General features: G+C 69.4%; 9 protein-coding genes and 1 pseudogene. All 10 read right to left on the bottom strand.

Annotation, left to right across the window (positions count from 1 at the left end; genetic code table 11):
* Nucleotides 1–524: 524 nt before the first annotated feature.
* On the bottom strand, nt 525–977 hold the full coding sequence (locus tag OG709_RS34710; RefSeq protein WP_250301389.1) for an SDR family oxidoreductase: 453 nt from the start codon (nt 975–977) through the stop codon (nt 525–527).
* A gap of 124 nt (nt 978–1,101) precedes the next feature.
* Entirely contained in the window at nt 1,102–1,335 is a 234-nt protein-coding gene (locus OG709_RS34705; RefSeq protein WP_250301390.1) for an MbtH family protein, read from the bottom strand.
* A gap of 23 nt (nt 1,336–1,358) precedes the next feature.
* Nucleotides 1,359–2,330, bottom strand: coding sequence for a TauD/TfdA family dioxygenase (locus tag OG709_RS34700; protein WP_329168975.1), 972 nt, complete (start codon nt 2,328–2,330; stop codon nt 1,359–1,361).
* Entirely contained in the window at nt 2,327–3,526 is a 1,200-nt protein-coding gene (locus OG709_RS34695; protein ID WP_329168973.1) for a non-ribosomal peptide synthetase, read from the bottom strand. The genes OG709_RS34700 and OG709_RS34695 overlap by 4 nt, the downstream gene beginning before the upstream one ends.
* A 46-nt stretch (nt 3,527–3,572) precedes the next feature.
* Nucleotides 3,573–6,404 (bottom strand): annotated as a pseudogene (locus OG709_RS36145) (amino acid adenylation domain-containing protein); the annotation flags it as partial.
* Nucleotides 6,405–6,632: 228 nt separating this feature from the next.
* Nucleotides 6,633–7,265, bottom strand: a complete 633-nt coding sequence (locus OG709_RS34685) for a hypothetical protein (protein ID WP_329168971.1) — start codon at nt 7,263–7,265, stop codon at nt 6,633–6,635.
* Nucleotides 7,266–7,798: 533 nt separating this feature from the next.
* The gene (locus OG709_RS34680) at nt 7,799–8,173 is read right to left on the bottom strand and encodes a nuclear transport factor 2 family protein (protein WP_326693436.1); all 375 of its coding nucleotides are present in this window, start codon (nt 8,171–8,173) and stop codon (nt 7,799–7,801) included.
* 116 nt (nt 8,174–8,289) lie between these two features.
* Nucleotides 8,290–11,697, bottom strand: a complete 3,408-nt coding sequence (gene car / locus OG709_RS34675; protein WP_329168969.1) for a carboxylic acid reductase — start codon at nt 11,695–11,697, stop codon at nt 8,290–8,292.
* 196 nt (nt 11,698–11,893) lie between these two features.
* Nucleotides 11,894–13,090, bottom strand: a complete 1,197-nt coding sequence (locus OG709_RS34670) for a cytochrome P450 (RefSeq protein WP_329168968.1) — start codon at nt 13,088–13,090, stop codon at nt 11,894–11,896.
* A gap of 67 nt (nt 13,091–13,157) precedes the next feature.
* A complete protein-coding gene (locus OG709_RS34665; RefSeq protein ID WP_250301405.1) occupies nt 13,158–13,943 on the bottom strand; it encodes an SDR family oxidoreductase in 786 nt (261 codons plus the stop codon).
* Between the last annotated feature and the right edge of the window lie 321 nt (nt 13,944–14,264).

Genomic DNA, 14,264 nt, shown 5'->3' with positions numbered 1-14,264 from the left:
TCCGGGTGGGGGCCGGTGCAGCCGGCCTCGACGGCGGTGCACAGCGTGGAGTTGAAGAGCATGCCCGTGAGTGAACGCACGCGGGAACGTACCCAGCGTCGACGGGGCTCGGATACCGCCGAACACGGCAGGCATCGCACCGTGGCGCAACATGCCCAGGTCGTCGATACTGTCCGCGCCCGCAACCATGCCGCCCACGACGCTGGTGACCTTGGCGTCCGCCGCGGCCCCCGCACCGTTCCTCGCCCCGGTCAGCTTCACCTTCTCGGCCACCAGCCGGGACAGCCCGCACCGCTCGGCCAGCCGCAGCACCGGGACCAGCCCCGCCTGCGCGATCAGATTCGAGTCATCGAACGCAGCGGAGACCGAGCCTGAAGAACTCCCGTCATCGCAGGTCCCAGGGCACTTTCTCGTTTCGCGACTCGATCGCCGTCCCCGCCGTCCGCGTGACGATGGCCCGCGCCTGCCCGGCCGCGGAGCGGGTCGCCGCGCTCACGGAGCGCCCATAGCCGCCAGCGTCCGCACTACCTCGGGGGGCGTCGGGAGCGCGGCAATGTCGTCGGCGAGGTTCCGGGCTGATACGGGACGGTCGCGGTGCCGTCGTAGATGAAATCGGTGGTCACGAACACCGGAGTCGCGCCGACGCTTGCGCATGCCCGGCTGATGTAGCGCGGGCCGAGTGCATTGACGGCATAAGCCTCCGCCGGCACTTCGTCGCAGCGGTCTGCGGGCATCAGCGCCGCCGTGTTGATGACCGCGTCCGGCCTGGTTCTCTCGATGGCCGCATTCACCTGTTCGGGACGGGTGATGTCGAGGTCCGAATGCCCGAGGGCGGTGAGCTGTTGAACGTGCGGATGCGTCGCCGCTGTCTCTTGCACCGCGGTGCCCAACAAACCGTCAGCGCCGAGCAGCATTATTCGCATCGGACGACGCCGCCCGTTGTTGGCTTGCGCGTCATTTTCTGGGTAGTCCAGCACTACCTCTCCCGGAACTGGCTATGAGTAGTCAGAGACAAACCGCGTCTGTGGTGCGCCAGTTGAGGCTATGCCCCTGGCGCGGGCCGTGAAACCCGAGCTTCGGGAGACCCCGGAGTCGCCTGAGTCACACGTGGCGATCCCCGTCCGAGGCCCCATCCAGCGCCGCCGCCACGCTCCGCGGACGCATGTCCGTCCACGTCTGCTCGATGTGCTCCAGACATTCGCTGCGGCTGTCCGGGCCGTACTCAGCGCGCCACCCGGCGGGAATCGCCAGGCCGTTGGGCCACAGCGAGCACTGGTCCTCGTCGTTGCGCAGCACCAGGAAGGTGCCGTCCTCGTCGTCGAAGGGGTTGCTCATAGCGTTCTCCACAGGTTGCCGGGTCAGGTCATCGCAACGAGGATTCGGCGCTCGCCGGTGAAGGGCTCGCGGCCGTGTGCCATCCGCATGTTGCCGACGAGCGTGATGTCGCCCTGCCGCCAGGGCAGCGCGAGGGAGGCGCGGTCGTAAGCGGCACGCACCGCCGCCAGGTCGGCGTCCGGGATCGGACTCCCGTCGCCCAGCAGGGCGTTGCGTGGCAGGCCGTCCTCGCCGTAGGTCTCCAGGAGCACGTCGCGCAGCTCCGGCTCCAGGCTGGACAGGCGGAACAGGTGCGCCTGGTTGAACCACACCTCGGCCCCGGTGCCCGGGTCGACGGCGGTGGCCGGGCGGTGGTACCGGGTGTGCAGGACGTCGCCGTCCCAGTGGAACTCCTGGCCGCGGGCGCGGCAGTGCTGTTCGACGTCGGAGCGGTCCTCGGTCTGGAACGCCTCCTGCCAGCTCAGCCCCATCTCGGCGCGGAAGGTGCGGGTGTAGACGACGCCCTTGGCGAACCGCTCCCTGACCTCGGCCGGGATCAGGTCGAGGACGGCGGCGCTGTCGGCGATCGGCGTGGCCCCGCCGGTCCCCGGGGCGGTGTGGCAGTAGAAGCTCACCATGGAAGGCCAACTGGCCGCGTACGAGCTTTCGTTGTGCATCGGAATGAACTGGTCGGCCGGGTACTCGGTCGAGGTGTAGATGTTCCCCTTGACCGCACTGCGCGGGGTGGACCGCTCGGTGTAACGCAGCAGCTCGCCGCCGACGACCTCGACGACGTCGTGGAAACCGTCGATGCCGTCGCCCTCGGCGGACAGGCCATGCAGCAGGATCAGCCCGTCGGCGGCGAGGCGCGCCCGCAGCTGCGGGCCGTGGGAGCGCACCCAGTCGGGGCCCGCGCCGCCGAGCGGCCCCAGGTCGTACTCCGCGCCGGTGGTGAGCCCGCCGCGGGGCCGAGGGGTGATCCCGCCGAGCGCGGTGAGCGTTGCAGACCTGGTCACTTGGGCGCTCCTTCCGTGAGGGGCGAGGCGGCGGAGGCAGCCTCCGGATCGGCCGCGAGGATGCGGCGCACCGTGCGCTCCCGCAGGACGGTGGTGAGGTCGAGGCGGATCCCGGCCTTGCGGGCCGCGGCAACCAGCTTCAACGCGGTGATGCTGCTGCCGCCGGACGCCACGAAGTCGGCGTCGGCACCGACCTCCGGGACGGACAGGGCCTGCGCCAGCAGCTCGCACAGCAGCGTCTCGGCCGGGCTCCGGCCGCCCGACTCGGCTTCCGGCGGCGGGGGTTCGGGCAGCGCCGCCCGGTCGAGCTTCCCGTTCGGGGTGAGCGGCAGTTCGGTTACGGCGACGAACGCGGCCGGCACCATGTGCGGCGGCAGCGCCCCGGCCGCGTGCCGCGCCAGCGCGGCGGCATCGGGCTGAGCACCGGGCCCCGGGACGACGTAGGCGACGAGCCGGCGGGCTTCCGCCTCGCCGACGGCGGCTACCGCGCAGTCCCGCACGTCCGGTCGGCCGCGGAGCACGGCCTCGATCTCGCCGGGCTCGATCCGGTAGCCGGAGACCTTCACCTGCTCGTCCGCGCGCCCGAGGTACTCCAGGTTGCCGTCCGGACGCTCGCGCACCAGGTCGCCGGTGCGGTACATCCGCGACCCGTCGGCGGCGAACGTGTCCGTGACGAACCGTTCGTCGGTCAGCTCCGGACGCCCGAGGTAACCACGCGCCACCTGGGCGCCCCCGATGTGCAGTTCGCCGACCGCGCCAGCGACCACTCGCTTGCCCTCCGCGTCCAACAGGTACAGTCGCGTGCCCGGGAACGCCCGACCGATGGGGACGGCCCCCGGGTCCACGGCGTCGCCGGGGCGGAGGACGTAGGCGCAGCAGCCGACGGTCGCCTCGGTGGGCCCGTACTCGTTGACGACCGTGACGCCGGGGCACGTGGCGCGCCAGTCCCCGAGTGCCGAGCCGGTCAGCGCCTCGCCGCCGAGCACCAGCTGCCCGGTGGGCAGGCAGGAGTCCGGGAGCAGCCGCAGCAGGGGAAGGTGCGACGGGGTGGCCTTGAGGAAGGTGGGGCGCGCCGCGGCGGCGGGCGGAGGCTGCCCGCACCTGCGCGGCGAAGGCGGTCGGAACCGTCTCCGTGTCCGTCCCGGGCGTGTACTGCGGCCCGGACTCGCCCAGCAGGCGGAGACGCTCGGATGCATCGCTCAGCGGCAGGTCGCTGATGCGGAGGCCGGGGTCGTCCGCCGCCGCGCCGAGCAGCGTCAGGTAGTGGCCGACCAGCACGTCCATGCGGGCCCGATTGAAGAGGTCGGGGCAGTATGTGAGCACGCCCCGCATGTCCTTGCGACCCGACACGATGTCGAGGGACAGGTCGAACCGGCTGGTCACGCCGCCGAAGCCAAGCGAGGTGCAGTCCGTACCGTGCAGGGAGAGCTTTTCGTCGGGAGCGTCAAGGAGCTGGAAGGTGACCTGCACGAGAGGGTTGTGGCTGAGGTCCCGTTCAGGTGCGAGCGTCTCGACCAGCGTCTCGAAGGGCAGGTCCTGATGGGCGAAGGCGCCGAGCGAGGCCTCGCGCACCCGGTCGAGCAGCTCGCGGAACGACAGCTCCGGCCGGCAACCGACTCGTACAGGGAGGGTGTTGACGAAGAAGCCGACCAGGGGCTCGGTCTCGGCGCGGGTACGGTTCGCGGTCGGCACGCCCACCACCACGTCGTCCTGGCCGCCGTACCGCGCCAGCAGCACCTGGAAGGCACCGAGCAGCGTCATGAACAGGGTGACGCCCTGCTCCCGGCCGAGCGCTTCCAGCCGTGCGACCAGCGGTGCGGGCAGCGGGAACTCTACGGTTTCGCCCCGATGGGACTGGACGGCGGGACGCGGATAGTCTGCAGGCAGGCGCAGCACCAAGGGCGCGCCATCCAATGCCTGCTGCCAAAAGGCGATCTGCTTCTCCTGCACCGGGCCGGTCATCCAGGCCCGCTGCCAGACGGCGAAGTCGGCGTACTGGATATCCAGCCGTGGCAGTGCGGCGGGGGCGCCGGTGACGCATTCCCGGTAGAGGCGCCCGAGTTCGTCCACCAGGACGTCAACCGACCAGCCGTCGGAGACGATGTGGTGCATGGTGACCACCAGTGCGTGATCCTCGTCCGCCAGTCGGGCTGCCACCACACGCATCAGCGCGCCGTCCGCCAGCCGGAACGGGGTGCGCGCCTCTGCAGCCACCAGGTTCCGCACACCCCCCTCGGTTCGCTCGGCCAGATCGATCCGCACGATCTCCGCCACGCGCCGCGCGCCGGGCGCGTCTGGGGCCGAGACGACCTGGTAGGGCACACCATCTCGCTCGACGAAGGCCGTCCGCAGCGTCTCGTGCCGCGCGACCAGCATCCGCAGCGCCCGCTGCAGCGCATCCAGGTCGAGTGGGCCGCGGACCCGGTAGGCGTCGCACATATTGTAGAAGACGCCGCCGGGCATCAACTGGTCAAGGAACCACAGGCGTTGCTGCGCGAACGACAGCGGCAGCGGCCCGCTCCGGTCCACCGGCTCAAGGGCCGGAGCCCCGTGGCCGACGCCCTTGGCCTGTTCGGCGCGGACGCGGACGGCCAGCTCCTCGACCGTCGCGGCGTCGAACAGTGCCCGCAGCGGTACCTCGACACCGAGGAGCTTGCGGATCCGGGCAATCACCTGGATCGACAGCAGCGAGTGCCCGCCCAGCTCGAAGAAGTCGTCGTGCACACCGACCCGGTCGACGCCGAGCACGGTGCACCAGACCTGTGCCACGACCTCTTCCACCATGTCACGCGGCGCCACGAAGCGGACGTCCAGTCCCGGCCTGCCCACCTCGGGCAGCGGCAGGCGCCTGCGGTCCAGCTTTCCGTTCGGCGTCAGTGGCAGCGCGTCCAGGACCACCACCGCCGACGGCACCATGTACGAGGGCAGTCGCCCTTGCGTGAAGCGGCGAATGCCGGCGGGGTCGGCCCCGCCCCCGACCGTGGGCGTGACATAGGCGATCAACCGCGCGTGCTCGTCGTCGATGACGGCGGCTTCCTTGACGGTGGGGTGGTGGGTGAGGGCGGCTTCGATCTCGCCGGGTTCGATGCGGAAGCCGCGGAGCTTGATCTGGTCGTCGGTGCGGCCGAGGTATTCGAGGGTGCCGTCGGGGCGCCAGCGGGCACGGTCGCCGGTGCGGTAGAGGCGGCTGCCGGGGGTGCTGCTGTAGGGGTCAGCGATGAAGCGCTGGGCGGTGAGACCGGGTCGGTTGACGTAGCCGCGGGCGAGTCCCAGGCCGCCGAGGTAGATCTCCCCGGCGACACCGACGGGCACCGGCTGAAGGTGTGCGTCGAGAACACGGACCCGCACATGCGGCAAGGGAGCGCCGATGACGGGGACGTCAACGGGCGCGGAGAGGTCGTGACAGGTCGCGTCGACGGTCGCTTCGGTAGGGCCGTAGAGGTTGAAGCAGCGGACACGCCGCTGGCCGCGCAGCGCCTGCCACAGCGACGGCGAGACCGCCTCACCGCCCACCATGACCATGGAAGGCGCCCACTGCTCCTCCAACAGACCTGCGGAAATGAGGAGTTCGAGCTGCGACGAAGTCGTGTCGATGACGTCGATCCGGTGCTTCTCGACGAACCGGACCAAGGCCGAGGGGTCGCGGCGCACATCCTCGGACGCGATGAACAGCTCGTGACCCGCCAGCATCCAGCTCAGCTGCTCCATGGACGCGTCGAACGTGAACGGCGCGGTGAGCGCCGCTCGCAGCTTCCTGTCGCCGGGCGGCACACTGTCGGCCCCGGCGAGATACGGGTCGTGGCCGAGGAAGGTGGCCTGCAGGGTGCTTGTGAGGTGGTTCAGGGAGCGGTGCTGGACGACGACGCCCTTCGGCGTGCCCGTCGAGCCGGACGTGTAAATGATGTACGCGGCCTGGTCGGGGCGGATGTGCGGGGCGGGCGCCGGGCCGTCGGTCGCGGGCTGCCGCGGATCGAGGTGGACGCGGCCGGGGCCTGCGGGCAGGTCCCGGGTAATGACGATGGGGGTTGCGACGTCGTCCAGGACATAGGCGGTGCGGTCGGCGGGCCACTCCACCGCTGAAACTACGAAGCCCCCAGTTGACCATGCAAAGCATTTGCAGTAATTATTCTCACAGCTGCTACGCGGCGAGAAGCAGTTTCAGCCAACGCACAACTATAGAATTATGCCGATATATCTCCCTGGTACAGATCCGGGTCCGTGATCGGGCAGGTCGACGGGGCGGGTGAAACGGCTGGAATTCATGCCTGGCTGCGCAGGCTCACCCAGCGGGTGCGGGGCCGGTCAGCAGAGTCCGAGAAGGGTCGGTGCGGACAGATCCGTCTTGATCTTCGCCAGGGCTTCGCGCAGCACGATGTTCTCCTCTGCCATGCTCTGGACGACCTGCGGAGTGAATTTCTGCGCCCTGACCCGTGCCCGGAACGCGTCCACAAGCCCTTTGTGATCGCCGTAGACGTCGACTCCTCCATCCGGCCGGTGATGCACTGCGGGCCAGGACGCCACCGTGCCGAAGTTCTCCGCGGTCGATGCCGTCGACAACAGGAAGAACGCCGTCAGCTCCTGCGATCCCCCGCCCTCCAGATACAGCAGCCGACTTCGGGCGTTGTAGCCACGGGCAAGGCGCCTATACGAGATCTTCTCGTAGGCGCCTCGCCGTCGGGCTCGGCTTATCGCCTGCGACCGGGATCCCTCCAACGGGTCGATGTAGCCGCGATCTCCCGCAGCACCGCCCTCGGTATTCGATACCACCGTCCCTCCTTGGCACCCTTCAAACGCCGCCGCCAACCAGGCCCGCGGAAAACGGCTCCCGGCGGAACGCGGAATCTCCACGTCAAGGACGCTGCCCCACTCCTGAAGGCGCAGCCCCGTGCCGCGCAGACCGATGTCCCGCCACTGATCGAAGGGCGCACGCAGCACCCACTTCACCTGGCGACCACGTGAACCCGTTGGCCGAATCCCATCGCGCCGGTCTCCCCCAGCCCCCCTGTCCAGAACGGACACCAGAGTTCGACACCAGGGCCGCCCCGGACACCGGGTTCTGGACGCCGTACTTCCCCCGCGCCCGCCCAGGTGGAGAAGGTGTTGAGCGGCACGATCCATGTCTAAGCCGGCCGTCCCACAGGTGCGGCGCGGCATGATCGGTGACTGCGAGTCCCATTGCACGCTGCGGCACGCGGTCGGCCTCGCCGTCGCCGCCGACATGCTGCTGACCGGGAGGAGACCCGCGCCCACCTCGCCCTCCTGGGTACCGACGACGTCGGAGAAGGCGCCGCGGCGTGGCGCGAGCGTCGCCCGCCGATCTGGAGCTCGAAGGCCGGCGACCACACGGATCCCGCGTGAACCGGCCGGTGAACAGCCCGGAGAACCGCGGTGGTGGGGGCAGCCTGCTCTTCTCTGATCGTGGGTTGAAGACCGACGTCACCTCGGTGGTCCGGGCTCCAGAGGGAAGGTCAGGGTGTCCCGGCGGTCGGGACCGCGTAGATGCACTCCTCGATCCGGTCGATGAGGCCGCCGCTCTCGAACCGGAAGTAGACCGCGGCGTGGACCTTGCTGCCCGACCCGTCGGCCATACTCAGGTGGAGCACCTGCTGCTGGAAGACCTCGTTCGTACTCCGGAACTGGCGGATCACGTCGTACCGCAGCGCGTCGACGTCAGCGGCAAAGGCCTGGAACCGCTGCAGCGTCGCGTCGATCGCCCGCTCCCCCTGACCGTCGTTCTGCCACACGGTGGCCCTGCTGGTGCACATCGCCCGGCATCCGGCGAAGTCGTACACCTCCAGGCCGCGCAGAAACGACATCGCCTTCTCGCTGATGTTCTGTCCCATGTCGACTTCCATCTCGCTGTCTCTCGTCGAATGTGCGGCTGGCGAAAAGGCGTTCCGGGCTGTTCAGCGACGGGGGCGGCCCGGCGTGGGCCGCAGCCCGGCGGCCGGGACGGCCCTCAGAGCAGGTCGAGCCGGCGCAGGTCATCGACGTACTTGCCCACGAGGGCCGCAGACAGATGGGGGATGTCCTCGCCTGGGCCGACCTTCGCGGCGCGCACCGCAGCGCGGAACCGGTCTGCGGGTATCGCCGGACCAGGGACGCCCTGTTCGGGTTGCGCGAAGGCGTGCAGCAGGGGCAGCAGCGAGTGCTGACGCTGCCTCTCCGGCAGGGCGCGGAGCGCGGACGTGATGCGGGCGAGCCATTCGCCGTAGTCGTCGATCCGCCGGATCGGGTGGCCTGCCTCCGTCAGCCAGTTGACGAAGGTGTCCAGCGAGATGCAGTCGTCGTGCGGGTTCCGCACGTTGAAGGTCCGGTAGCCCTCGGTGGCCCCCACGCCCAGCGCGGTGACGGCCTCTGCGGTGAAGTCGACCGGCAGACCGTCGTAGTGCGCGCGGTCACCGGTCCGGTAGAACGAGGCCGGAGCGATGCCGGTGGCGAGGACGCTCAGCAGCAGGCGGGTGAACAGATCGGGGACGTTCAGCTGCCCCTGGTACCTGCTGTGCGCGAGGATCATGTCCGAGCGGAAGGTGACGACCGGCAGGCCGCACAGGTCGTGCGCCTCCCGGAGCAGGACCTCCCCGGCCCATTTGCTGGTGGCGTACCCGTTGGCGTAGCTCTGGTCGATCCGCCGCACCGGACTGGTGCTGCGGATGTCGTCGTCCTCCCCGGGGGCCGGTGCCCCGGCCCCGGCTCCGGCTCCTACGGCGACGGTGGACACGTAGGTGACGGGCTTGATCCGCGTGGTGAGCGCCAGCCGGATCAGTTCTGCCGTGCCGACGACGTTGGGTCCGAACAGTTGCCGGTAGGGCAGTACGTGGTTGACCAGGGCAGCCGGGTGGACGATCAGGTCCACGGTGTCGGCCAGGCCGTTCCACGTGTCCTCGTCCAGGCCCAGGTACGGCTCGCCGATGTCACCGGCGAGTACCTCCAGGGGCCCTTCGGCCAGATCCCGGTACCGCCGGAGCAGTTCGGCGTCCCCGCTGTCGAAGGCCTCCTCAAGCCGCTGCGCCGCCGCAGCCGCGTTGCTCGCGCGTACCAGGCAGATCAGCTTGGAGCCGGGGGGTGCCAGCCGCTCCAGCCATTCCAGGCAGAGGAACCGGCCGAGGTAGCCGTTGGCTCCGGTCAGCAGGACGGTGCGCACGGCGCCGCGGGGGCGGGGAAGAGCCGGTGCGGCGGCGAGCGTCGGCGCGTCGATGAACTTGTCCAGGGTGAGGTCACCGGCGCGGACTTCGGTGCTGCTCTCGCCGTGTACGGAAGCGAATGTGGACCGCTCCGCCCCGGGCACGCGTTCCGCCTCTATGTATCTCGCCAGCCGGGACAGATCATTGGCCGGGCTGATGACCACCCCGACCGGAACCTCGATGTGGAAGATCTCCTTCATGAGCTGGGAGAAGGACAGCGCGGAGAGGGAGTCCCCGCCCAGGTCCGTGAAGCGCGCGTCGGCGCCGAGCGCGGAGTTCGAACAGCCCAGCAGCGCCTGGGCGGCCCGGGTGACCGTCTCCAGCACCGGCCGGTCCGGCCCTGTTCGGCGCAGGTCGCGCAGCTGCCTGTCCTGCCCCTCGGTGATTTCGGTGTACAGCCGGTCGAGAGCCTCCCCGTAGCGCTCCTTGAGCCTGGGGCGCAGCAGTTTGTGGCTCTCGGAGAGCAGACCGTTCTCCGGGCTGAAGGGTTCGGCCTCGATCAGGAAGTCACGCGGGATCTCGTACGAGTTGAGCTCGGCCTCCCTGGCCATCTGCTGGAGCGCCTCGCTGAGCAGCGCCTTGAGTGGGTCCGGCTCCTCGCCGCCGCCGGCCGGCGCGTCGGGCGCGGGCACCACCACCGCGAGCAGGTAGGCGCGTTCGCTGTTGCCGTGCACGTAGATCTGCCGGATGAGGGGGCTGCCGGCGAAGACGGTCTCCAGGCGGGAGACGGCCACGAATTCGCCCTGGGACAGCTTCAGGGTGTCCTTGGTGCGGTCGACGTAGACCAGCCGGTCGGGTCCGACCTCGGCCATGACATCGCCGGTCCGGTAGTAGCCGTCCTGGTCGAAGATCTCGGCGGTGACCTCGGGCCGCTTGTAGTACCCGGGAATGATGCTCTCCGTCCTGAGCAGCAGTTCCCCGCGCGGATGCGGTAGGTCGGTGCGGAAATAGCCCAGTTCGGGGACGTCGGCCAGCTTGTAGTCGATCACCGGCGGGCGTTGCACCACCGTGTCGAGCAGTACTCCGCCGGCCTCTGTGGACCCGTATCCGGTGTACAGGTGGAGGTTCAGGCAGGACTCGACGAAGGCCGCCACCTCTGCGGACAGCGGGGCGGTCCCGCAGAACGCCTTGGCGACGCGCCCGCCCAGGAAGTTCTCGCGCAGGTCCGTCCTGACCGCCGTCTCGACGTCACCCGGTTCGCCGGCTCTGCGGCCCAGTTCGCTCCGGTACTGCTGGAAGAGCATGTCGCACAGGCGCGGGACCATGGTCAGTTCGGTGGGCCGGATCAGCGCGATGTCCTCGAACAGGGTGGACAGGTCGCTCCTGGCGGTGAAGTAGCCGACACCGCCCCGGACGAGCGAGCCCATCAGGGCGTAGCGGCCCGCGAGATGGCTCTGCGGCATGTAGAGGATGCTGACCGGGGGCCCGTCCGCCGAACCGTAGTCGAACCCGTACCACGCGGTGCCGACCAGCCGCTGGGTGTACATGGCCCCTTTCGGGGTCCCGGTGCTGCCGGATGTGTAGATGAGCAGGGCCAGCGGATCGTCTCCCGCGTCGGCGGTGAACAGGGGCGCGGGCGGCAGTTCGGCTCCGCGTTCGATCAGCGTGGCCAGTGAGTCGACGGCCACCGACCGCCCGGCTTCGGCCAGGCGGCGCCGGGCGGACTCGAAGGCGGTGCGCTGGTCGGCGACTTCGGGACGGTAGTCGAACACGATCATGTGCTGGATCGAGATTCCCTCGGTCACGGCTTCGACCGCGGTGTCCAGACGCTCGATGCTGGTGGCGAGGGCGCGGGGCTCGGTCTCCGCGATGATCGGCGTCAGCTGGGACAGTGGCGCACTGGACTGCAGGGGCACGGACACGACGCCGGAGTGGATGCAGGCGAGGTCGAGCGTCGCGTAGTCGGTGCTGGCGAAGCCGAGGATGCAGATCCGGTCGCCCGCGCTCAACGCATACTGCGGATCGTGGTGCCAGGTGCCGGCGACCGCGCGGACACGTGCCCACAGTTCGCGGTAGCTGATGGTGTCGAACCTCGGGAGGAGCCGCGCTGTCGAAGCTTCCGCTGCGCGTTCGCCGAGGGCCGGCCGGTCCCCGTAGCCCTCCAGTACCGCGGCCATGACCTCGGCGAGTCCCTTGTCCGGGTCATGCACCGCCGCAGTGACCGCCTCCAGTGGTTCGGTCATGATCAGGCCTCCCGTAGCGTCCCGGTGATGTCGGCGCGTCCTGGATATGGACGTCGCCGGGCACTTGTCTGCGTGCGTCGGCCGGCCATGGAGTCCGTACGTCGCTCCTCACAGCGGCCCGCGGTGCGGCACGCCCGGTGTGCCGCCCGGCCGTGACCGTGTTCGTGGAACGCTCACCCGTGGGCGCGTGCGGACCTCACCAGCTGACCGGCAGCGCGTCCACCCCGCGGATCAGGCGGTTGGTACGCCAGGAGATCTGGTCGACCGGCACGGCGAGGCGCAGACCCGGCAGGCGGCGGAGCAGCGATTCGAGCACGACTCGCAGCTCCGTTCTGGCCAGTTGGGCGCCGAGGCAGTGGTGTACGCCGTGCCCGAAGGTGACGTGCGGAACGTTCCCCCGGTGGAAGTCGATCTCTGCCGGGTGGTCGAACACCGCGGGGTCCCGGTTGGCGATCCCCAACTCGGCGACCACCGCGTCGCCTGCTCGAATGGTCTGCCCGCCCAGTTCCACGTCCTCGACGGCGATGCGGGTGAAGCCGGCGGACGCGCTGATCGGGATGATCCGGGAGAGTTCCTCGACCGCGTCGGGCACCAGACCGGGGTCAGCGACGAGCTTCTGCCAGAGATCAGGCCTGGTCAGCAGGGTGTAGACGAAGTTGCCGAGCTGGTTGGCCGTGGCTTCCTGGCCTGCGGACAGCAAGCTGACGCCGAGGCTGACCAGTTCCTCGTCGAGGAGCCGGTCCGCCTCGTCCTCCACATGGACGAGTTCGCCGAGCAAGTCGTCGGTGGGGGTGGTGCGGCGGAGTGCGACCAGGCCGGCGAGGTAGTCGTTGAGGTGTTCGCGGGCCTGCGTGGACTGCACCGGATCGGACAGCATCAGCAAGCCGTCCACCCAGGCGTTGAACCGGTCGCGGTCGGCGACGGGCACGCCGAGCAGTTCGCAGATGACTGTGATCGGCAGCGGCCAGGTCAGTGTCCGGGTCAGGTCGGCGGGCCCACCTGCGGCGATCATGGTGTCGAGCAGGCCGTCGACGATCTGCTGGACGCGCGGGCGGAGCGCCTCGACACGGCGAACGGTGAACGAATTGGCCACCCGGCGCCGCAGCCGGCTGTGCTCCGGCGGGTCCATGCTCAGCATGGAGGTGCTGGGCAGCCCGGTGGCGACCGTGCGGGGGATGTCCTCGCCCACGGCGGCAGCGCGGCTGAACCGGGGATCGGCCAGTACCGCCTTGACGTCCGCGTGCCGGGTGACCAGCCAGGCGTCGCCGCCGTAGGGCAGAGTCACGCGCAGCACCGGCTGTTCGCCGCAGATCTCGGCCAGTTTCGGGTCCACTTCGAGCCGGTCGACGGGACCGAACGGGTAGGCCCGCACCCCTTCCCCTGTGGCGGTCATCGTGTCGGTCCTTTCAGTCCTGGCAGACGGATACCTGCGCATACGTGGGTTCGCCGACGGAGGAGGTTCAGGTCAGGGCCGCGCTGCGCCCGCCGTCGATGACGAGAGTGCTGCCGGTGATCCACGCGGCGCGTTCCGAGACCAGGAAACCGACCGCTCCCGCGATGTCGTCCGACTGGCCGATGCGTCCGAGCGGGATTTCGTCGGCCCACTCCGCGGAATCATTGCCGAGGTAGTCCACGATCTTTTCGCGTGCCTCGTCCGCCCCTGGTGTCATGACGTTCCCGAGTGACACAGCGACGACGCGGATTCCTTGCGGCGCCAGCTCGGCCGCAAGTCCCTTGTTGTAAGTCTCCAGTGCGGATTTTGCGGCTGCGTAGTGCAGGATCATCGGGTAGGACGCGATGGTGGCAATGGAGGAGACGTGTACGACAACTCCGCCTCCGCTCTCGCGCATGGACGGCACAAGTGCAGAATTGAGGCGGACCGCGGCCAGGAAGTTGATGTCCACGGTGTACTGCCAGTCGTTCTCGATGTCCAGCGCACTCTGAAAGGCCCGGCAGCCACCCGCGTTGTTGACGATGATGTCCACTCCGCCGAGATTCTCCAGAGCGATGTCCGCGAACTCCCGCACGCCGTCAGGCGTACTGAGGTCGGCTCTGACGAACTTGGCTGCGGACGGGGTCTGCTCGGTCGCGTTGCGGGCGGAGGTCACGACGGTGGCGCCGGCGTCGAGCAGGTTCTGCACGATCGCGGCGCCGATACCGCGGCTGCCGCCGGTCACCACGGCCCGCTTTCCTTCCAACTCGTCGGCGAACTTCTCCGTCTTTTCGGTAAGGCGACCTCGGCTCACTCCGGGTTCCGCCCCCTTCCTGCCTCAACAGGCCTGTCCGCGCAACGGATCGGTAAGGAACATCAGCTCTCCGGATACTTCTCGGAACAGGAGCTTCACTCCGGCCGACCGCGGTGACGCGGAATCACGAGGACCACTATCAACGGCCTTCTCCCATACGGTCAAGCTGAAAATTTCGATGCACCGGATCGCATCATGCGATGCAATTCGGAATGACCTGTGCGAGCTGGACATCGCTATGGGCAAGGTCGATAATCATGCGCTACCGGTGTGCCGCAGCAACAATTTCCGCACAACCGGGGAATACCTCGTCAAGGGCGG

The organism is Streptomyces sp. NBC_01267, assembly GCF_036241575.1.
Taxonomy (GTDB): domain Bacteria; phylum Actinomycetota; class Actinomycetes; order Streptomycetales; family Streptomycetaceae; genus Streptomyces.
The sequence above is the reverse complement of the archived record's forward strand: the minus strand, read 5'-3'. Positions and strand labels throughout refer to the sequence as shown.

Excerpts from the sequence above, each read along its gene's own strand:
- OG709_RS34705 (WP_250301390.1), bottom strand. The coding sequence starts at position 1,335 with ATGAGCAACCCCTTCGACGACGAGGACGGCACCTTCCTGGTGCTGCGC.
- OG709_RS34695 (WP_329168973.1), bottom strand. The coding sequence starts at position 3,526 with ATGCATCCGAGCGTCTCCGCCTGCTGGGCGAGTCCGGGCCGCAGTACA.
- OG709_RS34680 (WP_326693436.1), bottom strand. The coding sequence starts at position 8,173 with ATGGGACAGAACATCAGCGAGAAGGCGATGTCGTTTCTGCGCGGCCTG.
- car (WP_329168969.1), bottom strand. The coding sequence starts at position 11,697 with ATGACCGAACCACTGGAGGCGGTCACTGCGGCGGTGCATGACCCGGAC.
- OG709_RS34670 (WP_329168968.1), bottom strand. The coding sequence starts at position 13,090 with ATGACCGCCACAGGGGAAGGGGTGCGGGCCTACCCGTTCGGTCCCGTC.